Annotated in this window: 20 protein-coding genes; 9 read left to right on the forward strand and 11 right to left on the reverse strand. The window is 71.2% G+C overall.

Features of this window, described 5'->3' with window-relative positions:
- Positions 1-22 precede the first annotated feature (22 nt).
- Together SH922_RS25950 and SH922_RS25955 are read left to right on the forward strand one after the other, a co-directional pair.
- Positions 23-451, forward strand: a complete 429-nt coding sequence (locus SH922_RS25950; RefSeq protein WP_393060248.1) for an ATP-binding protein — start codon at positions 23-25, stop codon at positions 449-451.
- Between the two features lie 193 nt (positions 452-644).
- On the forward strand, positions 645-3,230 hold the full coding sequence (locus SH922_RS25955) for a SpoIIE family protein phosphatase (protein WP_393063694.1): 2,586 nt from the start codon (positions 645-647) through the stop codon (positions 3,228-3,230).
- Positions 3,231-3,248: 18 nt separating this feature from the next.
- On the opposite strand, the gene SH922_RS25960 is transcribed toward SH922_RS25955, so the two are convergent.
- Together SH922_RS25960 and SH922_RS25965 are read right to left on the reverse strand one after the other, a co-directional pair.
- On the reverse strand, positions 3,249-3,962 hold the full coding sequence (locus SH922_RS25960) for a PspA/IM30 family protein (protein ID WP_393060249.1): 714 nt from the start codon (positions 3,960-3,962) through the stop codon (positions 3,249-3,251).
- 68 nt (positions 3,963-4,030) lie between these two features.
- Positions 4,031-6,148: a TPM domain-containing protein gene (locus tag SH922_RS25965; protein WP_393060250.1), complete on the reverse strand. Its 2,118-nt coding sequence runs from the start codon at positions 6,146-6,148 to the stop codon at positions 4,031-4,033.
- 166 nt (positions 6,149-6,314) lie between these two features.
- Here SH922_RS25965 and SH922_RS25970 point away from each other — a divergent pair, with 166 nt between their 5' ends.
- On the forward strand, positions 6,315-7,403 hold the full coding sequence (locus tag SH922_RS25970) for a hypothetical protein (RefSeq protein WP_393060251.1): 1,089 nt from the start codon (positions 6,315-6,317) through the stop codon (positions 7,401-7,403).
- A 304-nt stretch (positions 7,404-7,707) separates the two neighbouring features.
- Here SH922_RS25970 and SH922_RS25975 read toward each other — a convergent pair whose 3' ends face one another.
- The 4 genes from SH922_RS25975 to SH922_RS25990 all read right to left on the reverse strand — a co-directional run bounded on the left by SH922_RS25975 (position 7,708) and on the right by SH922_RS25990 (position 12,152).
- Positions 7,708-8,910, reverse strand: coding sequence for a glycoside hydrolase family 1 protein (locus tag SH922_RS25975; protein WP_393060252.1), 1,203 nt, complete (start codon positions 8,908-8,910; stop codon positions 7,708-7,710).
- A gap of 88 nt (positions 8,911-8,998) precedes the next feature.
- A complete protein-coding gene (locus SH922_RS25980) occupies positions 8,999-9,910 on the reverse strand; it encodes a carbohydrate ABC transporter permease (RefSeq protein WP_393060253.1) in 912 nt (303 codons plus the stop codon).
- Positions 9,907-10,896: a carbohydrate ABC transporter permease gene (locus SH922_RS25985; RefSeq protein ID WP_393060254.1), complete on the reverse strand. Its 990-nt coding sequence runs from the start codon at positions 10,894-10,896 to the stop codon at positions 9,907-9,909. Before SH922_RS25985 ends, SH922_RS25980 begins: the two co-directional genes overlap by 4 nt.
- A 5-nt stretch (positions 10,897-10,901) precedes the next feature.
- Positions 10,902-12,152, reverse strand: coding sequence for a sugar ABC transporter substrate-binding protein (locus SH922_RS25990; RefSeq protein ID WP_393060255.1), 1,251 nt, complete (start codon positions 12,150-12,152; stop codon positions 10,902-10,904).
- A gap of 255 nt (positions 12,153-12,407) precedes the next feature.
- On the opposite strand from SH922_RS25990, the gene SH922_RS25995 reads away from it, so the two are divergent.
- Entirely contained in the window at positions 12,408-13,397 is a 990-nt protein-coding gene (locus tag SH922_RS25995) for an acetylxylan esterase (RefSeq protein ID WP_393060256.1), read from the forward strand.
- Positions 13,398-13,470: 73 nt separating this feature from the next.
- A complete protein-coding gene (locus tag SH922_RS26000; protein ID WP_393060257.1) occupies positions 13,471-13,833 on the forward strand; it encodes a hypothetical protein in 363 nt (120 codons plus the stop codon).
- An 86-nt stretch (positions 13,834-13,919) separates the two neighbouring features.
- Here the strand turns inward: SH922_RS26000 and SH922_RS26005 are convergent, their stop codons facing one another.
- The gene (locus tag SH922_RS26005) at positions 13,920-14,975 is read right to left on the reverse strand and encodes a LacI family DNA-binding transcriptional regulator (protein WP_393060258.1); all 1,056 of its coding nucleotides are present in this window, start codon (positions 14,973-14,975) and stop codon (positions 13,920-13,922) included.
- A gap of 171 nt (positions 14,976-15,146) precedes the next feature.
- Here SH922_RS26005 and SH922_RS26010 point away from each other — a divergent pair, with 171 nt between their 5' ends.
- The 3 genes from SH922_RS26010 to SH922_RS26020 are packed head-to-tail and all read left to right on the forward strand — an operon-like array spanning position 15,147 to position 17,615.
- The gene (locus SH922_RS26010) at positions 15,147-15,602 is read left to right on the forward strand and encodes a MarR family winged helix-turn-helix transcriptional regulator (protein WP_393060259.1); all 456 of its coding nucleotides are present in this window, start codon (positions 15,147-15,149) and stop codon (positions 15,600-15,602) included.
- Positions 15,599-17,020 carry an MFS transporter gene (locus tag SH922_RS26015; protein WP_393060260.1) on the forward strand — a complete coding sequence of 474 codons (1,422 nt, stop codon included), beginning with the start codon at positions 15,599-15,601 and terminating at the stop codon, positions 17,018-17,020. The genes SH922_RS26010 and SH922_RS26015 overlap by 4 nt, the downstream gene beginning before the upstream one ends.
- A 43-nt stretch (positions 17,021-17,063) precedes the next feature.
- Positions 17,064-17,615 carry an isochorismatase family protein gene (locus SH922_RS26020; protein WP_393060261.1) on the forward strand — a complete coding sequence of 184 codons (552 nt, stop codon included), beginning with the start codon at positions 17,064-17,066 and terminating at the stop codon, positions 17,613-17,615.
- A 17-nt stretch (positions 17,616-17,632) separates the two neighbouring features.
- On the opposite strand, the gene SH922_RS26025 is transcribed toward SH922_RS26020, so the two are convergent.
- From SH922_RS26025 to SH922_RS26040, 4 genes are read right to left on the reverse strand one after another with little or no spacing between them, the layout of a single operon-like run.
- Positions 17,633-18,406 carry a succinate dehydrogenase/fumarate reductase iron-sulfur subunit gene (locus SH922_RS26025; protein ID WP_393060262.1) on the reverse strand — a complete coding sequence of 258 codons (774 nt, stop codon included), beginning with the start codon at positions 18,404-18,406 and terminating at the stop codon, positions 17,633-17,635.
- Complete coding sequence (locus SH922_RS26030; RefSeq protein ID WP_393060263.1) at positions 18,403-20,316, reverse strand: fumarate reductase/succinate dehydrogenase flavoprotein subunit; 1,914 nt, start codon at positions 20,314-20,316, stop codon at positions 18,403-18,405. Before SH922_RS26030 ends, SH922_RS26025 begins: the two co-directional genes overlap by 4 nt.
- Positions 20,317-21,204: a hypothetical protein gene (locus SH922_RS26035; protein ID WP_393060264.1), complete on the reverse strand. Its 888-nt coding sequence runs from the start codon at positions 21,202-21,204 to the stop codon at positions 20,317-20,319.
- Between the two features lie 9 nt (positions 21,205-21,213).
- Positions 21,214-21,462 carry a hypothetical protein gene (locus SH922_RS26040; RefSeq protein WP_393060265.1) on the reverse strand — a complete coding sequence of 83 codons (249 nt, stop codon included), beginning with the start codon at positions 21,460-21,462 and terminating at the stop codon, positions 21,214-21,216.
- 329 nt (positions 21,463-21,791) lie between these two features.
- Between SH922_RS26040 and SH922_RS26045 the strand changes: the two genes are divergently transcribed.
- Positions 21,792-24,236, forward strand: a complete 2,445-nt coding sequence (locus SH922_RS26045; RefSeq protein ID WP_393060266.1) for an ABC transporter family substrate-binding protein — start codon at positions 21,792-21,794, stop codon at positions 24,234-24,236.
- Positions 24,237-24,593 lie beyond the last annotated feature (357 nt).

Raw genomic sequence — 24,593 nt, forward strand, 5'->3', positions numbered from 1 at the left:
TTCCCGTTGCTGGTCTTGGGAAGTGATCGGCGTGATCGATACCGAAGGCGACAGCGCCGAGTGGAGCTTTCCGGCTGTTCCCGGTGCCGTGCGCACGGCACGGCACGCCGTCCACGAGGCGCTGCGCTGCTGGGGGCTCGACGCGGCCGTCGGGGATGTGGCGGTTCTGCTGGTCAGCGAGCTGGTGACCAACTCGATGCAGTACACGGCAGGTCCCATCGGGGTGCGGCTGGTGCGCCCCCATCCCGATGGTGAAGGCCCGGCGGCACGCCCCGGCCTGCTCGTGGAAGTGTCCGATCCGCTTCCGGATCCGCCCACCGAACGTACGGCTGGACCCGACGACGAAGGCGGCAGAGGGCTGCAGCTCGTGGCCTGTTCGGCCCGCCGTTGGGGGACCCGGCGCGGAAAGAGCGGCAAGACGGTGTGGTTCGAGCTGGCCCTGCCTGGTTAGGAGTGAGGTGGGACGAACAGCGATCACGGAAGACCGGTCAGAATCTGGCCGAAACGGACTGAGACCGTGCTGTGATCGTGAACGCCGTGTCGGTCGGGGCCGTAGTGCTGAATACTGCGGGCAGGACCGGTCCGGTGTGTGAGCTGGAGGGGACGGTCGCGTGAGCGAAATACCTGGGACAGCGGGCGACGTCGTGTGGCAGAGCAGTCCGCCTGGCTCGATCTACGACTACATCAGGATCGCCTCCTTCTCGATCGGCCCCGATGGCCTGATCGAGCAGTGGAGCCGCCGGGCCGCCGGTCTCTTCGGCGTTGCCGCTCACGAGGCCATGGGCAAGGACCCGGTCGAGGCATTCATGCCCGCCGAGCTGCGCGGGGACGGCCACCGTCGGATCGGCGAGGTGCTCGACGGCAAGGAGTGGACGGGCCTCGTCCCCTTCCGGATGCCGGGCGAGGACGCCGTGCACGGGCTCGCCGAGATCTATGTGATGCCGAGCGAGACGGCGACCGGTGAACGGGCCGCGGTCTGCATCGTGGTGGACGTCCGCGCCCTGCGCCTCATCGAGACGGACCTCGCGGCCTCGCAGGCTATTTTCGGCCAATCCCCGTTCGGTTTCGTACTGTTCGGCACCGACCTCACCGTGGTGCGGGCCAACGAGCGGTTCGCCACGGTCTTCGGCGGACGGGCGGACGACCACCAGGGCCGCACGGTCGGCGACTACCTCACGGGCCTGGAGGCGGACCGGCTGACGACCACGCTCGAACACGTCCTGGCCACCGGTGACTCCGTCACCGACCTCCAGCTCGTCGGCACCGCTCCCGGCGACACCGAGCGCCGGCACTGGTCGATGAACCTCTACCGGGTGCACAGCGGCTCGGGCCGCCCCATCGGCATCGCCGGACTGGCCACCGATGTGACCCGGCGCCACATCGCAGCCAGGGAGGCCGCCAGCGCCCGGCGCAACCTCGCCCTGCTCAACGAGGCGAGCGCCCGCATCGGCAACTCCCTCGACCTGGAGACGACGGCCCGCGAACTCCTCGACGTCGCCGTACCCGGCTTCTGCGACCTCGCGTCCGTCGACCTCTACCAGGCCCTGCTCACCGGCGAGGAGACGCCGCCGGGCAGCGGGGGCTCCCTGCGCAGGGAAGCGGTCGGCGGCTCCGCCGAACTGCGCCGCGTCGCCTACGCCAGCGCCGTGTCCGACGCCCTGCCCGACACCGCCCCCGACACCGCCCCCGACGGCACCCCGCCCGACGCCGCCGATCCCCGGACGGTCACCGGTCCGCCCGCACTCGGTGCCGTGCACCACTACGCCTTCGGCTCGCCCTGCGCCATCGCCCTGCGCACCGGACATGTGGAGGACGTGCCCGGCGACGACCGCGGCTTCGTCCGGTCCACGCTCGCCGTGCCGATGGTCGCCCACGACACCGTGGTCGGCCTCGTGCAGTTCTCCCGCACGAAGGGCAGCGAGCCCTTCGGCGAGCGGGACCGCGCCCTGGCCACCGAACTCGCCGCACGCGCCGCCGTCTGCATCGACAACGCCCGCCTCTACCGCCGTGAGCACGAACGCGCGCTGATCCTCCAGCGCAGCCTCCTGCCTCCCGGCGACCCCGAGGCCGCGGGCCTCGACATCGCCTGCCGGTATCTGCCCGGCAACACGGCGACCGAGGTGGGCGGCGACTGGTTCGACGTGATCGAACTCCCCGGCCACCGCACCGCCCTCGTCGTCGGAGACGTGATGGGCCGCGGGCTGCGCGCCGCCGTGGCCATGGGCGAACTGCGCACCGCCGTGAGAACCCTGGCCCTCCTCGACCTGGAACCCGCCGAGGTGCTCTCCGCGCTCGACGAGGTCGCCCGGGGCCTCGGCACCCCCGGCGCCGGCACCTCGTCCGATGCGGGCGGCGGCGCCCAGTGGCCCTCGCGGGCCGCCCACAAGTCGCGCGAGGCGGACCTCTCCGAGGTCTATCTGGCAACCTGCGTCTACGCCGTCTACGACCCGGTCACCCGGCGCTGCACCTTCGCCAACGCCGGCCACCTGCCCCCCGTCGTCGTCGAGCCGGGCGAAGCGGCGCTGCTCCTCGACGTCCCGCCCGGCATGCCGCTCGGCGTCGGCGGCGAACCTTTCGAGGAGGTCGAGGTGGAACTCAAGGAGGGCGCCCTCCTCGCCCTCTACACCGACGGTCTCGTCGAGTCCCGCGACCACCCGCTGGACGAGGGGCTCGAGGCGCTGCGCGAAGCCCTCGTCGAACCCGCCCGGCCGCTCGAGGACGTCTGCGACCACGTACTCAGCTCGCTCGACACCCGGCACGGCGAGGACGACATCGCCCTGCTGATGGCCCGCATCCAGGGGCTGCCGGCCGACGCCGTCGGCGACTGGCGGCTGCCCCGCGAGCCGCGCTCGGTCGGCCGCGCCCGCGAACTGGCCCGCGGCCAGTTGCTCGCCTGGAACCTCGACGACCTGGTGGACACCACCGAACTGCTGGTCAGCGAACTCGTCACCAACGCCCTGCGGTACGGCGAGGGCGAGATCCGGCTCAGACTGCTGCGCGACCGCACGCTCGTGTGCGAGGTGTGGGACGCCGGCCTCGTCCAGCCGCGGCGCCGGCGCGCACGCGACACGGACGAGGGCGGCCGCGGACTCCAGCTGGTCGGCCTGCTGAGCGCGGCCTGGGGATCACGGCGGACACCGCGCGGCAAGACCGTCTGGTTCGAACTCCCGCTGCCCGCCGGCGGACCGGTCGTCGAGCGCACGGTGGAGGAACTGCTCAGCATGTACTGAGACCGGCCTCCGGCACACTCACGAGGCGGTCTTCAGCGCAGCGAGGCGGGCCTCCACCTCGGCGCTGTCGCCCAGCGTGTCCAGCTGCTCGAACTGGGCGTCCAGCGACGACGCGGCGAGCTCCTGCTTGCCGAGCGCCTTCGCCTCCTCGCGCCGCACCTTGTCCTCGAACCGGCTGAGCTCGCTGGTCGGGTCGAGGACGTTGATGTTCTTGACGGAGTCCATCATCTGGTTCTGCGCCTGGGCGGACTTGGCGCGGGCGACCAGCTCGTCACGCTTGGCCTTCAGCTCCGTCAGCTTCGTCTTCATCTGGTCCAGGCCGGACTTCAGCTTGTCCACCACCTCGGACTGCGCGGCGATGGTGGGCTCCGCGGTCCTCGCCTCCTTCTCCGACTGGAGCTGGCGGCCGAGCGCGACCTTGGCCAGGTTGTCGAACTTGTCGGCGTCGGGGCCCGATCCGCCCGCCCGCAGCTCGTCGGCCTTGCGGCTGGCGGCGAGCGCCTTCTCGCCCCATTCCCTGGCCGCCGCGACGTCCTCGCGGTGGTCCTGCTCCATCAGGCGCAGATTGCCGATGGTGGCGGCCACGGCCTGTTCGGCCTCCGAGATGTTGGACGTGTAGTCGCGGATCAGCTGGTCCAGCATCTTCTGCGGGTCCTCGGCCTGGTCGAGCAGGGCGTTGATGTTGGCCTTCGCCAGCTGGGTGACGCGGCCGAGAACGGTCTGCTTGGTCATGGCACCTCTCCAGTGTGTCCGGTCCTGCTGTGCAACGTGACGTGTACGTCTACGGCTGTGGGCCTCGTTCAGAAGCGGCCGCCGCCGCCCCGCCGGCCGCGGGTGCCCCCGCCGCCGAAGCTGCCCGGCCCGCCGCCCCCGCCGAAACCCCCGCCGAAACCGCCGCCCCCGAACCCGCCTCCCCGGCCGCCTCCGCCACCCAGGAGTCCGCCGAGGATGATCCCGCCGAGGACCGCGCCGCCCATGCCCCCACCGCCTCCCGGTATCCCGCCCCCCGGGCCGCCCCGGCCCCCGTACGCGCGCACGTCCTGCTCCGCGAGGCTCCGCGCCTCCCCGGCCAGCGCGTCCGCCCGCTGTGCCTCGGCCAGCGCGGCCTGCGGATCGTCCGTCCCGGCCAGCTCGCGGGCCCGCTCCAGCCGCCGCTGGGCCTCCGCCAGCCGGGTCCGGGCCTCGCTGCCGACCGCGCCCCGGTTGGTGGTGACGTAGTCGGCGGCGGCGCCGATCGCCGACCGTGCGGTGAGCATCGTCTGGTCGAGCAGGGCTCGGGCCCGCTGGTTGCCCTGCTCCTGCTCACGCGCACCGGCCAGCGCCTCGTCCAGTGCCGTGTCCGCCTCCTCCACCCGGCGCAGGGCGTCGATCGGGTCGTACGGACCGGCACCCATCTCCTCCCGCACATCGCGGGCCACGGACTGCGCGCGGGCGATCCGGCCGCGGAGGTCCGCGGTGGACACCCCCTCGGACGTGCCCTCCAGCAGCCCTCCCGCGTCCGCCAGGTCCGTCTCCGTCTCCGTGAGCGCGGCCGGCAGTCCGGCCGCCGCCTCGTCCAGTTCCCGCGCGCGCCGGTCGACGGCGTCGACGAGCGTGGCCGCCTGGCCGACCGCACCCTCCGTGGCCCGTACGTACACCGCCGCCGCTGAGTGGTCGCTGCCGTCCGCCGCCTGCCGGGCCCGGTTGAGCGACGACGTCGCGAAGACGAGCCGGTCCTTGGCCTGCTCGATGCCGGCCACGACGGGGGCCGACGCCGACTCCGCGTAACGGTCGCGCAGCGTGGCGAGCGTGGCCTCCGCGGCGGAGACCCGGCCGGCGAGCGCACGGAACGCGGTCTCGGCCGCCGCCAGCGCCTGCGGGGCGTTGCGTTCCAGTTCCCGCAGCCGGTCGAAGTCCTCGGAGACCGCGTCCAGCCGCGCGTTGGCCTCCGCGCAGCGGCTGATGATCTCGTCCAGCATCCGGCGGCGGGTGGCGTCGTCCTCGGGGAAGGCGTCGTCGAGCTGCTGACGCAGCCGGAAGGCCGCCGTCAGCTCGCCCTTGGCATAGGTGACCGCCTCGGTGAACGGCGCGGCCGCCTCCTCGCCGAACTGGGCGGTGGCGAATCCGAGTTCCTCGTCGCTCGTGCGGACCGCGTCGTCCGTGTCGACGAGCGTCTCCTTGGCCTGCGCGTCGAGCTCGGGGAGGGCGGTGGGCGGCTGCTCCGGTTCGCCCCGCCCGGCTCCGGCCGGACCCCAGCCCGTCGCGCCGGGTGTCGTACGGGTGGTGGCGCGCCGCTTACGCCGGGTGAAGGCGTACGCGGCGACCGCCCCGACACCGCCGACGAGGACGATCGGCAGCACCAGGTCCCCGGCACTCGTCCCGCCGGAGCTTCCCGTGCCGGGGTCGTCGGCGCCCGGGGTGATGGTCGGGGTGGGGACGGGCGAACCGGCCAGGACTGCGGAGTACCCGTTGGCGGCCCCGATCGCGGCGCCCGCCCAGTCGTTCTCCTTGAGCGCCGGCTCGATGGCGGTGCTCGCCACGTCCTGGAGCTGTGCGTCGGTAAGGCGGGAGTCCTGGTCGACGGAGTAGGCGTACTGCCGGTCGTGGGTGGCGACGGCCAGCAGCACGTCGTCGCGGCCGAGCCCGTTGCGGTCGGCCGTCTCGTCGGCCCAGTCCTGCGCCGAGCGCCCGGAGAAGTCACGGACGTAGGCCACGAAGAGCTGGATGCGGCGCTGGTCGTAGAGCTGGTCGAGCGCGGTGGTCACCTGGGCCTTGCGGTCCCCGAGCGCGCCCACCCTGTCGGTGATCTGTCCGTCGCGGGACAGTGTGATCGGTCCGTCGGCGCGCGCGGTCGGCGCGGGGGCGAGGGCCAGCCAGCACACCGTCAACAGCACGGCGAGCAGGGCCCGGCCCGGTATGAGGATCCGGGTTCGGCTCACAGGCGGCATCACGTTTGTGAGGCTATGTCCGCCCCTGGTGCCCCGCGACCCGGCAGACGCCCCGGGCGGCCCGCCCGGGAACGGTCCCCGGACCAGGTGCGTCCTGCTGTTCGTACGGGCGCGCCACACCGAGGGAAACGGGCCGCTGTTCGTACAGCCGGGGTACATGGAGCCATCGAGACTTGCAGGGGGCGCGCACGTGCGTGGGCGAATGGGGCGGGCGTACGCCGCGGTACGGAGCCGGGCGGCCCGGTTCCGCTGGACCTGGCCGCGGCGGATCGCGCTGGGGCTGGTCCTGGTGATCGTGGTGCCGGTCCTCACCGCGGGCGTCGCGCTGCGGCTCAACTTCACCGGCGATCCCGGGGACGGGACCCGGACCCGGGGCCGCGACGCCATCTGGCTGGGGCACGCCTGGGTCGACGGCCGGAAGAAGGACGCCGACCTCGCCGCGTTCGCGGCCCGGATCAAGGGCACGGGCATCAAGGACCTGTACGTCCACGCCGGGCCGCTGGAGCACGACGGCACTCTCCCCGCCTCCCGCTACCCGCGGGCCCACTGGCTGATCGACGCCGTGCACCGCACCATGCCCGGTATCCGCGTCCAGGCCTGGCTCGGGGACAGGCTGGCGAGCGAGGGGCCCGACGGGCTGCGTCTGGAGCGTGCCGCGTCCCGCGACGCGGTCGTGGGCTCCGCGCGGCAGATCCTGGACGGCGGGTTCGACGGGGTGCACTTCGACCTGGAACCGCTGCACTCCGGCGACGCGCACTACCTCTCGCTCCTGGACGACCTGCGCGCGCTCACCCGGGCGCGCGGGGTGCCGCTCTCCGTGGCGGCCCACCAGATCGACCCGCTGCCCGCCGCGCAGACCGTCCTCGGGGCGGTCACCGGCCGGGGCAAGTGGTGGTCGCAGAAGTACTTCGGGCAGGTGGCCCGCAGGGTGGACCAGATCGCCGTGATGTCGTACGACACCTGGATGCCGCTGGAAGGGCTGTACGGCGGATATGTCGCCGAACAGACGTCGCTGGCGCTCGAAGTGACGCCCCGCGACACCGATCTGCTGATGGGGCTGCCGTTCTTCCACGAGAACGACCTGGGCCACCACGCGTCGGCTGAGACGGTCGCGGCCGCGGTCCGCGGCACCAGGCTGGGGCTGGGGCGCACGGACCGCGGCCGGGAACGGTTCGGGGTGGCGCTCTACGTCGACTTCGCCGCGCGGGACGGCGACTGGGCCGCGTACCGGGAGGGCTGGCACTGACCCGACAGCCGGTGGCCGGCCGCGCGGCTCAGATGCTGAGGCGCTCCGGAGAGCCGGGGCGCCGGTGAAGCCCCACCCTTCAGGGGGAAGGTCCAGCTCCCGGTGGGCGGCGGCGACGCGCCTCCGGTGCCGTTCTCGGGTACGGCTGCCGGCACGGCCCGGGCTGTGGGGCCCGGACCGCGCCGGTGCGGTGGTGCTTTCCTGCGGTACTGCGGTACGGGAACCGGCGGATGTCAGGTTCCGCCGGCTCCCGTACGAGCGGGAGCCGTCAGGAGCTCCCGGTCATGGGGCCGGGGTCGGAGGCTCAGCCGGCGTTGCGCGGCAGCGCGCGGGTGCGGCCCATCTCGCCCAGCCAGACGGCGGACGGCTTCGGCAGCCGCTCGAACGTCTCCGGGTTCCAGCCGATGAGGCCGAAGGTGGGCTTGTAGGAGCCCCACTCGTAGTTGTCGAGCGCGCTCCAGGCCAGGTAGCCCTGGATGTTGAGGCCGTCCTCCAGCGCGGAGGCGACCTCGTTCAGCGCGCCGGTGTAGTAGTCGATGCGGCGGCTGTCCACGTCGGTGGCGATGCCGTTCTCGGTGACGATCAGCGGCACGTCGTGGCCAACGATGTCGGCGGTGTGGCGCAGGGCGTAGCCGACGGCGGAGGGGTAGTACTCCCACTGCGTGAGGGTGCGCTCGACGTCGTCCGAGGTGGGGATCGGGCCGTCGGTGCCGATCTTCGTCCGGGTGTAGGACTGCACCCCGATCCAGTCGTCGCCGCGGGCGGCCTCGATGAAGACGTCCTCGCGGGGGTGGCGGTAGGCCGCGGTGATCTCCTCGGCGCCGGGGAGGGCCTGGTAGACCTGGTTGGCGATGGTCCAGCCGACCTGGATGTCGGCGTTGATCGCCTTGACCTCCTTGACGGCCGCGTGGTGGGCGGCGATCACGGCCACGGTGGTCTCGTCGTCCGGGGTCGGCAGACCGGCGGGCGGGAAGCCGATGTCGCCGCGCTTGGCCTGGCCCGCCATGACGGCGATCATGTTCGGCTCGTTGATGGTGCACACGTGGCTGACGCCTTCGCGGATGACCGGTGCACAGGCCGCGACGTAACGGGCGAAGAGCTCGGTCGCGCCCTCGGCGGTGAAGCCGCCGCGGGCCTCGAACCACTGGGGGACGGTGAAGTGGTGCAGGGTGACCATGGGGCGCAGTCCGCGCTCGATGGCGCCCTCGACCATCCGGCGGTAGTGGGCGAGCTCGGCCCGGGAGAACTGCCCCTCGGCGGGCTCGATGCGGGCCCACTCGATGGAGAACCGGTAGTCGGTGAAGCCCAGTCCGGCCAGCACGTCCATGTCCTCGTGCCAGCGGTGGTAGCTGTCGCAGGCGTCCAGGCTGGGCTCCTGGATGTGGGTGCCCGCGGTGTGTTCCTTGACCCACCAGTCGCTGTTGGTGTTGTTGCCCTCGATCTGGTGGGCGGCCGTGGAGGCGCCCCACAGGAAACCTTCGGGGAACGGGACCTGGGTGTGAGTCATCGCAAACTGTCTTTCTGGTGCGTGAAGGGGGCGGCCGGCTGGGGGAGGTGGGGTGCGCGGCCTCGTACGTATGGGTGGGGCGGGCGGGCTACTTCATGCCCGCCGTGGCGATGCCCTGGGTGAAGTGCCGCTGGAGCGCGATGAACACGACCAGGACCGGCAGCACGATCAGGAAGGACCCGGCCATCAGCATGCCGTTGGAGCCGCCCGCCTTGTTCGGGTCGGTGGCGAACGTCGCCAGGGCGACCGGCAGGGTGTACTTGTCCGGGTCGTTGGTCGCGATGAGCGGCCAGACGAAGTTGTTCCAGGACCCCAGGAACGTGAAGATCGACAGCGTCGCCAGGGCGGGCTTCACCAGCGGCATCACGATCCGCCAGAAGATGTACCACTCTCCGGCGCCGTCCATCCGGGCCGCTTCCAGCAGCTCGTCCGGGATCGACTGCATGAACTGGCGCATCAGGAAGACACCGAAGGCTCCCGCCGCGAACGGCAGCACCAGACCGGCGTACGAGTCGATCAGGCCCATCTTGCTCATCAGCACGAACAGCGGCAGGAGCATGAGGTTGCCGGGCACCATGAGGGCGCCGAGCACCAGACCGAAGATCTTGTCGCGGCCGGCGAACTTCAGCTTGGCCAGGGCGTACCCGAGCATCGAGCAGAACACCAGGTTCGAGACGGTGACCAGCACCGCGACGATCACCGAGTTCATGAAGTACAGCGGCAGGTCCAGCTTGTCGAGCAGGTCCCGGAAGTTGTCCAGGGTCCACTCGGTCGGGATCCAGACCGGCGGGCTCGCGGTCAGCTCGCTCGTCGTCTTGAACGCGGACAGCGCCATCCACAGGAACGGCGCCGACATGATCAGCAGACCGAGCGAGAGCAGGACGTAGACGAGGACCCGCTTCAGCGAACGCGGCCGCTTGGCGCGGCCCGGCCGCCCGTCGTCCCCGGGCTTCTTCGACGGCGCCGTCGAGACGGCGCCCGGTGCACTGGTGGCGCTCATTTCGTGTTGTCCTTCAGCAGTCGGAGCTGCAGCACCGTGATGCCCATGATCACTACGAAGAGGACATACGCCATGGCGCTCGCATAGCCCATGTGGAAGAAGTTGAAGCCCTCGCGGTACATGTTCAGCGAGACGGTGAGCGTCGAGTCCGAGGGGCCGCCCTGCGTCATCACGAAGGGCTCCTCGAACACGTTGAGGTAGCCGATGGTGGTGATCACCGTGGCGTAGAGCAGCGTGGGCCGCAGCAGCGGGACGGTGATGCCCTTGAACTCCTGCCAGACGTTCGCACCGTCCAGCCGCGCCGCCTCCCGCACCTCGGTGGGGATGGCCTGCAGACCGGCGATGAAGAGCACCATGACCGTGCCGAGGTTGCGCCAGACCGCCATCGCGATCATCGAAGGCATGGCGAGCTTCTCGGATCCGAGGAAGTCCGGCGCCGTGAGGCCCACTTCGGAGAAGAGGCCCGCGACGAGACCGTCGCTCGGATCGAGTACGAAGCGCCAGACGACGGCGACCGCGACGATGGTGGTGACGACCGGGGCGTAGAAACCGACGCGGAAGAAGGTCCTCGCCCGGTCGATGCCGTTGTTCAGCAGTACGGCGACGACCAGCCCGAGGAGGATCGTCAGCGGGACGCCGACGACCACGAAGTACGCCGTGTTGAACAGTGACTTGAGGAACTTCTCGTCGCTGAACAGCTTGGTGTAGTTCTCGAAGCCGATGAAGTTCGCGTCCAGCGGGTGCGTCACGTTGCGCAGCCCGAAGTCCGTGAAGCTCATCACCAGCGTGGCGATGATCGGGACGGCCATGAAGACGAGGAAGAGCACGAGGAAGGGGGTGGAGAACAGCCAGCCGGCCATGTTCTGCACGCCCATCGAGGGCTTCCTGCGGCTTCGCGAACCCTTCGGCCCGGCGGCCGGGGACGTGGTCCCCGGCCCGGCCTGCACCTTGGCCGGCTGCGCGGCCTTTCCGGTCGTGGTGCTCATGGCTCCTACTTCACGAGGCCTTCGATCTCGGACTGCGCGGTCTTCAGCGCGTCCTCGGCGGACGCCTTGCCCTGGGTCACCTTCGCTATGGCCTGGTCGACCTTGTCGGTGATCTCGCTCAGGTTGGGCAGCGACGGGGAGGACTTGGCGGTGTCCATCTGCTTCTTGAAGATCTGCAGATCGGCGTCGGCGGCGAGGTCACCCGAGGTCCAGGCGGCGGTGTTCGCCGGCAGGTCCTTGGTGCGCTTGTACCAGTCGGCCTGGCCCTTGGTGTCCGTCAGGTACTTGATGAACTCGGTGGCCGCGGCCTTGTGCTCGCTGTCCTTGGAGATCACCAGGGAGGAGCCGCCGGCCATCGAGGTGGAGGACTTGTCGGCGGGGACGGCGGCCACCGCCCACTTGCCCTTGAGCTGCGGCTGGCCCTCGTTCAGCAGGGTGACGTGCCAGGGGCCGCCGAAGAACATCGGGACGCGGCCGTTGCCGAAGTCCTTCACGACGTCGTAGCCGGGCTGCACGGACTTGTTGGAGAGCCCCTTGTCGAAGTACGAGCCGTACTCCTTGAGCGCCTTGACGGCCTCGGGGCTGTCGATGACGGCCTCGCCCTTGTCATTGACGATCTCGCCGCCGGCCGAGTACAGGAAGGAGTAGAAGTTCTGCACCGTGTCCAGGCCGCTGGGCTGGATGGACAGGCCCCACTTGGTCCCGGCCTTCTTCTGGTACGCGGTGGCGAGGTCCTGCATCTCCTTCCAGTTGGTCGGAGCCTTGGTGATGCCGGCCTTCTCGGCCAGGTCGGTGCGGTAGTAGAGGACGCGGGTGTCGACGTACCACGGCACGCCGTACGCCTGGCCGTCCACCTCGCCCTGCTGCCAGCCGGCCGGGAAGAAGTCCTTCTCCTGGAAGGTCTTGGTGTCGACCGGCTCCAGCACACCGAGCTCGGAGAACTCGCCCATGTAGCTCCCGCCCATCTGCGCCACGTCCGGCATGGTGCCGGCGGCGGCCGCGGAGACGAGCTTCTGGTGGGCGACGTCCCAGCCGACCGGGGTCACCTTGACGGTGATGTTCGGGTTGGCCTTCTCGTACACCTTGGCCACATCCGCGAGCTTCTCGCCCTCGGCCCCCATGGCCCAGACGGTGAGCGTCTGCTTCTTGTCCGCGGCGACGTCCTCGCCACCGGAGCTGCCGCAGGCGGTGAGGCCGAGGGCGAGCACGACTGCGATTCCGATGCCGGTGGAGGCGTTTCTGGCGGTGCGGGACATGGAGGGCTCCTCCTTGAGCAATCCGGATGTATGCGCTGCCTGTAAGCGCATACATCACTCTGCGGCAGAGATTCGGGAATCCGCAAGAGGGTGCTAGGTCACACTCGTGCAACGTGCCGGACATCTGAATGTTCAACTTGGAACGGTAAGCGTGGCGTTTGCGGAAAAGGTGGGGGTGTGACCGATTCCGCATGATTGATTCCAAGGCGGAACAGGGGCTGTGTCGTGCGCGGGGGCGGGGATACTGTCGTGATCATGACTTCGTTCACCCATGACTTCCCTTTTGATCCGGCCTACGGGCGCACCCTCGACGAGCTGATGGCCGTGCCGGCGCCGCCCGTGCCGGACGGCTTCGCCGACTTCTGGCGGGCCCGGTACGTAGAGGCCCGTGAGGTCGTCACGGACCCGGAGCTCGGGCCGCTGGAGGACGAGCGCGACGGCGTGCGGATCCACGGTGTGACGTACACCTCGGTGGGCGGAGTGCGCCTCGGCGGCTGGCTGGCGCTGCCGGTGGAGGGTCCGGCGGCGGAGCCGGTGCGCCACGGGTTCGTCATCGGGCACGGGTACGGAGGGCGTCAGGATCCCGGGACCGATGTGCCGCTGCCCCTGCCGTCGTCGGCCGCGATCCTGCCGTGCGTACGCGGGACGGGGGCGCGCGGTCTCGTGGCGGGCATCCCCGAGGTCTCGGCGGAGCACGTGCTGCACGGCATCGAGTCGCGCGACACCTACGTCATCGGCGACTGCGTGGCGGACCTGTGGTGCGCGGCGTCCGCGCTCGGGGAACTGGTGCCGGGACTCGCGGGGACGGGCCGGCTGGGCTACCTCGGGGAGAGCTTCGGCGGAGGGCTCGGAGCGCTGGCCCTGCCGTGGGACGACCGGTTCGCGGCGGCGCAGCTGACCGTGCCGACGTTCGGGAACCACCCCCTGCGGCTCACGCTGCCCTGCGCGGGGAGCGGGGAGTCGGTGCGCGGGTATCACCTCAGGCATCCCGGGGTCGTGGACGTGCTGCGGTACTTCGACGCCGCCACGGCCGCGGAGTTCGTGGGGCAGCCGACGCTCGTGGCCGCGGCGCTGTTCGACCCGTCCGTGCCACCGCCGGGCCAGTTCGCCGTGTACAACGCGCTGGCGGGGGAGCGGGAGCTGCTGGTGCTGCCGGCGGGGCACTTCGAGTACGAGGGGCTGGCGCGGGACGAGGCCGGGCTGGTGGAGGCGCGGCGGGGGTTCTTCGGGAAGTGGCTGGCGTAGCGGGCGCGGGCAGTCGCGAAGGGGTGGGTAACTTTGGTTGTCGAATCGCCATCCGGTAACTAAAGTTGTCGACATGACGCTGCCTGAGATCACCCCTGAGGAACAGATCGCGCTCGACAAGGCCCTCTATGAGGCCCTCGAACCGCTTGCCGCAGCCGTGCGCGCCCGCGAGACCGGGCTCCCCGAAGGGCAGATGTGGGACGCCGACCCCGTCCAGGTGACCCTGTCGGTCCTCGCCACCTGGAAGGCGGTCGACGCGGAGGTCAAGCGGCTGACGGCGATCGCGGCGAGGACCGCCGGCTCCTACGGGGCGAACTATGAGCAGCTGGGCGCCGCCTGGGGGATCACCCGGCAGGGCGCCCGCAAGAAGTGGCCCGAGGCCGTCGACAGGCCTGCCCCTGCGGAAACGGGGCGCGGAGGCGACGGCCGGGCGTGAGGGCGGGCCGCTGGGTTCCGTGCCGCACCCCCGGCCGCAGCTCCTGCCGGCGGGGGTGCGCCGTGACTGACGGGTGTGCGCGCCCGTCAGCCGCAGCCGCAGCTGGTCCGGCGGATCACGGAGACCGGGAGGGTGAGCGACACCGGTTCCCGGCCGCTGTTGTTCAGCCGCTCGACCAGCAGCTCGACCGCCTGCTCGCCCAGCCGGCGGATCGGCTGGCGCACCGTTGTCAGCGCCGGCTGGACGATCCGGCCGAGCGGGATCCCGTCGAAGCCGGTCACCGCCATGTCCTGGGGGACCCGCACACCGCGTCGGGCCAGAGCGCGCAGGGCGCCCACCGCCATCTGGTCGTTGGCGAAGAGCATCGCCTCGGGTCGCTCCCCGCCCCGGTCCAGCAGGGTCTCGGCCGCCTGCGCGCCCTCGGCCTGCTTCATCATCGTCGTCCGGAGGGCCGGCTCGTCCGGTACCGGCAGGCCGGCGTCCCGGCACGCCTCCTGGAAGCCGCGGAACCTCGCCTCCGCGTCCGGTGAATCGGTGTCGCCCCCGACGAAGGCGAGCCGGTGCAGGCCGTGGTCCTCGATCAGGTGGCGGGTCAGCTCGCGTTCGCCGTCGGCGTTGGCGACGACGATGTGGTCGAGGTGGTCGATCTCGCGCGGACCGGCGAGCATCACCACCGGCAGCCGGCGCGATATCACCTCGAGGTCCTCGGTCGGCACGGTCTGCGCCAGGACGGCGAAACCGTCGACCCGCCCCGCGACCTTCGCGACCAGGCTCTCCGGGCCGCCCTCCAGGGACGCCGCGATCAGCAGCGCGTACCCGTGCCGCCGGGCCGCGCGCTCCATGCCGCGGATGATCTGGTCGGAGTAGAGCATTACCGCGTCGTCGGCGTCGCTGTCCGCCTCGGCGTCGGCCTCGGCGTCCGGGTCCGCGTAGTCCGGGAAACACAGGCCGAGCACTCCGGTGGTGCGGCTCGCCAGCCCTCGCGCGCTGCCGCTCGGTACGTAACCGAGCTCGCGGGCCGCGTCGAGGACCCGCTCACGGGTCTGGGCGCGCACTGATTCCGGGGTGCGGTAGACCCGCGAAACCGTGGCGATGGAGACGCCCGACCGCTCCGCGACGTCGTAGACCGTTGGGGCGCTCACTCGACCGACCGTCCGCTTCTTCTTCCGTACCGACGCGTATCGGTACAACCATCGACCTACACGTTATGAAAGCGCATTCACCCTAGATCGCGGGCCGTGCGCGGGCAAGGCTGACCCGCGAATCAACAGGCAACCTTGCAAGATGGCCTGTACATCTTTTACGGTGAAGGCATGACGCAAGCGCCCGGAACCGTGCCCGCCGACCCGACCGCGGAGGAGGTGGCGAACCAGCTCGCCTCCGTGGTCGGCAGGCTGCTGCGGCGGCTGCGCTCCTCGTCGTCGGAGAGTCTGCTGACCCCGACCCAGCGCTCGGTGCTGGCCCGGCTGGAAGACGGAGGTCCCGCCACCACGGCCGACCTGGCCCGCTCCGAGTTCGTGCGCCCCCAGTCCATGCGGCTGACCCTGGGTGCCCTGGAGGAGCAGGGGCTCGTCGAGCGGGCGCCCGATCCGGTCGACGGCCGCAAGTCGGTCATGTCGGTCACGGACGCGGGACGCACCACTCTCGCCGAGGTCCGGGCCGCCAAGCGCAACTGGCTCGCGGAGGCGGTCGCCGCCGAGCTGGACGGGACGGAGCGGCGCACCGTCGCCGAGGCCGCCGCCCTCATCGAGCGCCTGGTCGGTTCATGACCGGGCGCGACGCGCTGCCTGTGGCGCCGGCCCTGGGGACCGGCCCGCAGGAGACGGTCCCCGCCCCCGGGTTCAGCGCCCGGCTCACCGCCCCGCTGCTGCTCGGCTCGCTGCTCAACCCGCTCAACACCACCATGATCTCCACCGCCCTCGTGGCGATCGGGCACCACTTCGGCATCGGCGCCGCCGACACCGCCTGGCTGATCTCGGTCCTCTACCTGGCGAGCGCCGTCGCCCAGCCCGTCCTGGGGAAACTCGCCGACGTCCTCGGCCCCCGCCGGGTCTTCCTCGCCGGACTGGTCGTCGTCATCGCCTCCGGTCTTGTCGGCACGCTCGCGCAGAGCTTCGGCGAGCTGATCGTGTCCCGGCTGCTGCTCGGCATCGGTACGTCGGCCGCCTACCCGGCCGCCATGGCGGTGCTGCGCGACGAGTCGGCCCGGATCGGGCGGGTCACCCCGCGGCCCGTGCTGGCCCGGCTCTCCTTCGCCGCGCTCGGCAGCGCGGCCGTCGGTCCCACGCTCGGCGGGCTGCTGGTCATGGTGGTCGGCTGGCGCGGCATCTTCGCCGTCAACGTGCCGGTCGCCCTGGTGGCGTTCGGGGCCGCCCTGCTCTGGATCCCCGCCGACCCGCCGCGCGGGCGGGCCGCCGACGGCAGCACGCCCCGGCTCGGCCTGGACCCGCTCGGCATCGGCCTCTTCGCCACCGCGCTGACCGTGCTGGTCTTCTTCCTGCTCGACCTGGCCCACCCGATGTGGTGGCTGCTCGCGCCGTTCGCCGTGCTGACCGCCGTGCTGGTGCGGTGGCAGCTGCACTGCCCCGAGCCCTTCATCGACCTGCGGACGCTGGTGTCGAACGCCGCGCTCTCGCGGACGTACCTCCGGCACGGGATCAGCTACCTGCTGATCTACGTCGTGATGTACGGGTACACCCAGTGGCTGGAGGAGGCCCGCGGCTACTCGTCCGGGCACACCGGTCTGCTGATGCTGCCGATGTCCGTCGCCGCGCTGGTCTGTTCACTGCTCGGCGCCCGTACGAAGGGCATCCGCGGGCCGCTCACCCTGGCCTGTGTGCTGCTCACCGCCGGCTCGGGACTGCTGTTCCTCCTCACGGGCGACACCCCGGTCGCCGTCCTCCTGCTGGCCGGGGCCTGCTTCGGCGTCCCGCAGGGGCTGATCGGCACGAGCAACCAGGCGGCCGTCCAGGCCTACGCCCCGCCCGAGTCCATCGGCTCCGCCGCGGGCCTCCAGCGCACCGCCCAGTACATAGGGGCCATCACCGCCTCCAGCCTCATCGCGCTCGCGTACGGGCAGTCGGCCGGTGACCACGGCCTGCACCTGATGGCCGGCGTGGCCGCCGTACTGGGCGTGCTGCTCATCGTCCTCACCGTCACCGACCGCGCCCTGCGCGGCCGTACCTGATCCCCGCAAGCCCCCCGAGCACCAACCGGCAAGGAGCCCCACCATGAGCGCCACCACCCTCGACCCGAAGAGCGCCCTGATCGTCGTCGACCTCCAGAAGGGCATCGTCGGTCTGCCGACCGCCCACCCCGCCGACGAGGTCGTCGCCCGCGCCGCGACCCTCGCCGACGCCTTCCGGGCCAAGGGCCTGCCGGTCGTCCTGGTCCGCGTCACCGGCGGCGCCCCCGGCCGCACGGACGGCCCCGCCCGGTCCGGGCAGCCTGCTGCCGACTGGGCCGAGATCGTCCCCGAGCTCGGCCCGCAGGAGAGCGACATCGTCGTCACCAAGCAGCAGTGGGGCGCCTTCTACGGCACCGACCTCGACCTCCAGCTGCGCCGCCGCGGCGTCACGCAGGTCGTGGTGGCCGGGATCGCCACCAGCATCGGCGTCGAGTCCACCGCCCGCTCGGCGCACGAGCACGGCTACCACGTCACGGTCGCCACGGACGCGGTGACCGACATGAGCGCCGAGGCCCACGACAACAGCGTCGAGCGGATCTTCCCGCGTCTCGGTGAGACGGACAGCACGGACGCGATCGTCAAGCTGCTCGGCTGACCGTCTGTCCGCCTGCTCTACGTCGCTTCCCGCCGCCGGATCTTGTTCCCCAGCCACACCAGCGGGTCGTACTTGCGGTCCACCGCCCGTTCCTTCAACGGGATCAGCGCGTTGTCGGTGATCTTGATGTGCTCGGGGCAGACCTCCGTACAGCACTTCGTGATGTTGCAGAGGCCGAGCCCGTGCTCCTCCTGGGCCGTCGCCTTCCGGTCGAGACCGGCCTCGGCGGCGGCGTCCAGGGGGTGCATGTCCAGCTCGGCGACGCGCATCAGGAAGCGCGGACCGGCGAAGGCCGCCTTGTTCTCCTCGTGGTCGCGCACCACATGGCAGGTGTCCTGGCACAGGAAGCACTCGATGCACTTGCGGAACTCCTGCGAGCGGTCCACATCGACCTGCTGCATCCGGTACTCGCCCGCCTTCACCCCCTCCGGGGGGACGAAGGCGGGGATCTCGCGTGCCTTGGTGTAGTTGAAGGACACGTCCGTCACCAGGTCGCGCACCACGGGGAAGGCCCGCAGCGGGGTGACCGTGATCGTCTCCTCAGGGCCGAAGACCGACATCCGCGTCATGCACAGCAGCCGCGGCCGTCCGTTGATCTCCGCGCTGCACGAACCGCACTTGCCCGCCTTGCAGTTCCACCGCACCGCCAGATCGCCCGCCTGGGTGGCCTGGATGCGGTGGATGATGTCGAGCACGACCTCGCCGTCGTTGACCTCGACCTCGAAGTCCTCCAGACCGCCGCCGTCGGTGTCCCCGCGCCACACCCTGAACCGTGCGTCGTAGCTGCTCACTTGTAGAGCTCCTCATCGGCGAGGTACTTGACCAGCTCCTCCTTCTCGAAGAGGGAGAGCAGATCCGGACGGATGGGGTCGGTCACCTTGCGTACGAGGTCGATCCGGCCCTCCAGCGGTGTGGCGGAGTCGTCGGCCGGCCGGCACAGCAGATTGACCGGGCGCCAGGAGCGCTCCATCCCCGGGCAGTCCTCACGGGTGTGGCCGCCGCGGCTCTCGGTGCGCTCCAGGGCCGCCCGCGCGATGCACTCGCTGACCAGCAGCATGTTCCGCAGGTCCAGGGAGAGGTGCCAGCCGGGGTTGAACTGCCGGTGCCCCTCGACCCCGGCGCGCCGGGCCCGCTCGCGCAGTCCGGCCAGCTTCTCCAGGGCCTGTTCCATCTCGGGGGCCCGCCGGATGATGCCGACCAGATCGTTCATCGTCTGCTGGAGTTCCTGGTGCAGGGTGTACGGATTCTCCGCCGGCACACCCTCGGCGAGGTCCTCCGCGCTGAACGGACGCAGCGCCTCCGCGGCCGCGGCGTCGATCTGGGCCTCGTCCACGACGGGCAGGGCGTCGACGGAGCCGGCGTACCCGGCGGCGTGCAGCCCGGCTCGCCGGCCGAAGACCAGCAGGTCGGAGAGGGAGTTCCCGCCGAGCCGGTTGGAGCCGTGCATGCCGCCCGCCACCTCGCCCGCCGCGAACAGGCCGGGTACGTCCAGGGCCGCCGCGGTGTCGGAGTCGACGGCTATGCCGCCCATCACGTAGTGGCAGGTCGGGCCCACCTCCATGGCCTCGGCGGTGATGTCGACGTCCGCCAGCTCCTTGAACTGGTGGTACATCGACGGCAGCCGGCGCCGGATCCGCTCCGCGGACATCCGGGTCGACACATCCAGGAACACCCCGCCGTGCGGGGACCCACGGCCCGCCTTCACCTCGGAGTTGATGGCCCGGGCGACCTCGTCGCGCGGCAGCAGCTCGGGCGGGCGGCGGTTGTGGTCCGGGTCCTCGTACCAGCGGTCGCCCTCCTCCTCCGACTGCGCGTACTTCTCCTTGAACACGTCGGGGACGTAGTCGAACATGAACCGCTTGCCCTCGGAGTTGCGCAGCACCCCGCCGTCACCGCGTACCGACTCGGTGACGAGGATGCCCTTGACCGAGGGCGGCCAGACCATGCCGGTCGGGTGGAACTGCACGAACTCCATGTTCAGCAGGGGTGCGCCCGCGAGCAGGGCCAGCGCGTGGCCGTCGCCGGTGTACTCCCAGGAGTTCGACGTCACCTTGAAGGACTTGCCGATGCCGCCGGTGGCGAGGACGACCGCGGGCGCCTCCAGCACGAAGAAGCGGCCGGTCTCGCGCTCGTAGCAGAAGGTCCCGGAGACCCGGTCCCCGTCCTTCAGGACGCGGGTCACGGTGCACTCCTGGAAGACCTTCAACCGCGCCTCGTGGTCACCGAATTCGCGTTCGTCCTCCTGCTGGAGCGAGACGATCTTCTGCTGGAGGGTGCGGATCAGTTCGAGGCCGGTACGGTCCCCGACGTGCGCCAGGCGCGGGTACTCGTGGCCGCCGAAGTTGCGCTGGGAGATCTTTCCCTCGGGGGTGCGGTCGAAGAGCGCGCCCCAGGTCTCCAGCTCCCAGACCCGGTCGGGCGCCTCCTTGGCGTGCAGTTCCGCCATCCGCCACTGGTTGAGGAACTTGCCACCGCGCATGGTGTCGCGGAAGTGCACCTGCCAGTTGTCCCCGGAGTTCACATTGCCCATGGAGGCGGCGATCCCGCCCTCCGCCATGACCGTGTGCGCCTTGCCGAAGAGCGATTTGCAGATGACGGCGGTACGGGCCCCGCGCTCCCGGGCCTCGATCGCGGCGCGCAGCCCGGCACCTCCGGCACCGACCACGACGACGTCCCACTGCTGTCGTTCGAGCTCAGTCATTCAGAAAAACCTCGGATCGTCGAAGGCGCCGGAGGCGACCAGGTACACATAGAAGTCGCACGCCGCCACGCTGATCAGCGAGGCCCAGGCGAGCAGCATGTGACGGGCGTTGAGCCGTCCCACCCATCCCCACAGCCGGTAGCGCACGGGGTGCTTGGAGAAGTGCCGCAGCCGGCCGCCGATGATGTGCCGGCAGGAGTGGCAGGACAGGGTGTACGCCCAGATCAGGGTGATGTTGACCAGGAAGATCAGCGAGCCGAGACCCATGTGGCCCCACGCGTAGTGCTCGTCGCGGAAGGAGAGCACGGTGTCGTACGTGAGGATCCCGGCGACCGGCACCGCGGCGTAGAAGAAGTACCGGTGGATGTTCTGCATGATCAGCGGGAAGCGGGTCTCGCCGCTGTACGCCTGGTGCGGTTCGGCGACCGCGCAGGCCGGGGGCGAGGCCCAGAAGCCCCGGTAGTAGGCCTTGCGGTAGTAGTAGCAGGTCAGCCGGAAGCCGAGCGGGAAGATCAGGATCAGCAGGGCGGGGGACAGACCCCACCAGCTGCCGAAGAGGTCCCAGTTCGGGCCGTGCCGCATGGGGGCGCAGTTGTCCGCCAGACAGGGCGAGTAGAACGGCGAGACGTAGGGCGCGGCGTAGTAGTCCGCGTTCGAGAACGCCCGCCAGGTCGAGTAGACGATGAAGGCGAGCAGCCCGCCCGCCGTGACGGCGGGCGCCAGCCACCAGCGGTCGGTCCGCAGATGGCGTGCGGTGATGGCGGCCCGCGTGGGGTGGTGCACGCCCGCCGCCCGGGTCGTCGCCCGGCCCGGCGGTGGTGGCTTCGCACCCGGAGCCGTGCCTGGATCATTGCCTGAATCCGTGCCTGTTTCCGTACCGGTGGCCAAGGAACTCTCCTAGGGGGCGTGCCTGCCGCGGACGCCCAGACCCTCGTCGTCCGAGTCCGTCCACAGGGTGGCGTCGTACGGCGCCTCGGTGATCGTGATGACGCCGTCGACGGGTGCGGTGTGGCCGGCCGGGCCGAGCAGGTCCGGAGCGGTGTCCGCCTCGCGCAGCTGGGCAAGGCTCCGCTCCAGCCGTCCGACGATGCGGACCAGATCGTCGAGACAGTGCTGAACTGCCGTCAATTCGTCTTGCAGTGACATGACTTGATCTCACTTCCGCAGTCGCGGGTGGCCATGCGCATGCGCCTGCGAGTGTCGCGCGTCACATCCCCGTTGGGAAGAGAGCGGACCGTCCCGTCTTGCCGGCTTCGGGGACGCGGCCCCTCGGGGCGTCGCATTCCGGCCGGTCCGGGCACTCCGCCGCACGGGTGAGGTTCGGGGTCGCCGCGCCGTGTCTGCGCGGTCTCCCGCGCGTGGGCGCTTTCAGTGGACGGGCGGAACCAGTGTGATCAACTGCAAATGCCACCAAATACGCAGAATCCGGCCCATTCGGGTAAGGGTGGGCCGGGCCGTCCCCGGAGGTATCAGTCATGTCCCACGTCGGCGTCCCGCGCGGGACACCCCGAAAGCGCCGCTCGCTCGCACTTCTCACCACGGGGGTGCTCACCCTCCCCGTACTGGCCGGCTGCAGCTCGGGCAACGACGAGGCCCCCACCGCCGCCGTCGCCCCGCAGGACGTCGCGCCGGCGGCCCGAGCCCAGGTGGCGGAGGGCGGCACGGTCAACTGGGCGATCGACGCGATGCCCGCGACCCTCAACGCCTTCCAGGCCGACGCCGACAGCGCCACCACCCGGATCACCGGCGCCCTGCTGCCGACCCTCTTCCCGCTGGACGCCAAGGGCCGACCGCAGCTGAACCCGGACTACCTGGAATCCGCGAAGGTGGTCGACACCGAGCCCAAGCAGGTGGTGCTCTACCGGCTGAACCAGCAGGCGGTCTGGAGCGACGGCCGGGAGATCGGGGCACCCGACTTCGTCGCCCAGTGGCGCGCACTGAGCGGCAAGGACTCCGCCTTCTGGACCGCTCGCAACGCCGGGTACGAACGCATCGAGAAGATCGAGCGCGGCGCCGACGACCTGGAGGTCAAGGTCACCTTCGCCAAGCCGTACGCGGACTGGCGCTCCCTCTTCTCCCCGCTGTACCCGAAGCAGGTGACGGGCTCCCCGGACGCCTTCAACGACGGTGCGCGGTCCACGCTCAAGGCGACCGCGGGACCGTTCCGGCTGCGCGAGGTGGACAAGGAGTCGGGATCCGTCACGCTGGCCCGCAACCCGCGCTGGTGGGGGAGCCCCGCCAAGCTCGACTCACTGGTCTTCAAGGCCGTCAAGCCGCAGGACCGCACCGAGGCGCTGACCGAGGGGAAGATCGACGTCGCCGACATCGACGCGGCGTCCGCCCACCGCATCGTCCAGGCCGCCCGGGACACCGGCGGCAACGGTGCACCGCCCGCCCACGGCCCCGGCTCCGACCTCACCCCGGCCGCGGCCCTGCGGTCCTGGGCGCTGGCGCACGGCTCCGACGAGGAGGTGGCCGAGGAGGCGCGGGAGGCCCGGGACGAGAAGGCCAGTGCCGCGAAGGCGTACGCCGCCGAGCAGAGCGACCTGCGCGCATACGTGGTCCGCAAGTCCCTGGAGCCCGCCTACACCCAGCTCGCGCTGAACGGCGAGACCGGGCCGCTCGCCGACGACCGGGTGCGCCGGGCCGTGGCCCGCGCCCTGGACCGCCAGGAACTCGTCGACGCCGTGCTCAAGCCGCTCGGCCTGCCCGCCGAGCCGCTCGGCAGCCACCTGGCCCTCGCCGGGCAGCCCGCGTACAAGGACGGCAGCGAGGCGCTCGGCAGCCAGGACACCAAGGAGGCCCAGGCGCTGCTGGCCGACGCGGGCTGGACGCGCGAGGGCGCCACGAAGAAGACGGACGGGACCAAGGCCGGCAGCGAGGGCGAGAAGCAGAAGGACGCAGGTAAGGCGGAGGAGAAGGCCGCACAGAAGAAGGAAGCCGCGGACCAGGAGAAGGAGAAGGAGGCCGAGGAGAAGGAGGCCGAGGAGGAGAAGGCCGAGGAGGAGAAGGCCGAGGAGGAGAAGGCCGACAGCGCGCAGGACGACGCCAAGACCAACGACGCCGCCCGGCGCGAGCCCTCCAACGACGACGGCCTCTACATCGTCGGCGACGACGACAAGCCCGGAGAGGCCGAGGGCGCGGCCACCCACGTCATCGCGCCCGCCCCGGCTGCCGCCGTACAGAGCGCCGCTCTGCTGCGCCAGGCGGGACGCCTGGGCGAGACGGGCACGTCCGAGGACGTTCCCGTCCGGATCGCCGCCCAGGACCGGCAGCCCGGCGGCGCGGCAGGCGCCTATGCCCCGGCCGGTACCGCGGCCCCCGCCCAGGCCCCCGACTCCGCCCGCGGCCCCCTGGGCAAGGACGGCAAACCGCTGACGCTGCGGTTCGTCCTGCCGTCCGGTCCGGGCTCCGAGTCCCTGCGCAGCGTCGGCGACAAGATCGCGGCGATGCTGGACACGATCGGGATCCGTACCGAGATCACCAAGGTCTCCGACGACAGCTACTTCCGGGACCACGTCGCGTCCGGCGACTACGACCTGGCGCTGTACTCCTGGCCCGCCACCGCCTACCCGGCCACGGACGACCGCCCGATCTTCGCCAAGCCGGTGCCCGCCACCGACGGCTCGCTGCTCGTCGAGCAGAACTACACGCGCGTCGGTACGGACCACATCGACCAGCTCTTCGACGAGGCGGTCTCGGAGCTCGACGAGGGGGCGGCCAGGGACCTGATGAAGCAGGCGGACGCCCGCATCTGGGCCGCCGCAGGATCGATTCCCCTCTACCAGCGCCCGGAGCTGGTCGCGACGGACAAGAAGCTCGTGAACGTCGGCGCCTTCGGCTTCGGGGCGCCGCACTACCAGGACATCGGTTTCAAGAAGCCGCAGTCCGCAGGGGCCCCGGCCAACAAGAAGAAGTAGCAGGTCAGCGTCGGGCCCGAAAGCTCAGAACTGGCTCAATTCCCTTGCCCGCCGGACTGCCGGCGGGCAAGGCTGTGCCCACCTGTTGACCCGGGTATCTGCTCCACCACCCGATCTCCGGGGCCCCAACCCCGAAGATCCCGCCGCGCAGGCTCCGCTCCGCCCCCACTCGGAGCCGCAGCTTCGGAGCCCCACCTCCGAGGCCGCACAGCCTCGCGTCCGTGTCGTCCGCCCCGGGGGCGTGCTCACGGCCACCGGTGAATTCCTCCGGAAGAAGTGATCACGGGGGCGGAGACACGAAGCGGACGGGTGATCGGCGGTCCGCCGGGACGAGCCGAGGTCCGCACACTGTTTCGA

Origin of the sequence: Streptomyces sp. LN549, assembly GCF_043203805.1 — a bacterium.
Taxonomy (GTDB): domain Bacteria; phylum Actinomycetota; class Actinomycetes; order Streptomycetales; family Streptomycetaceae; genus Streptomyces.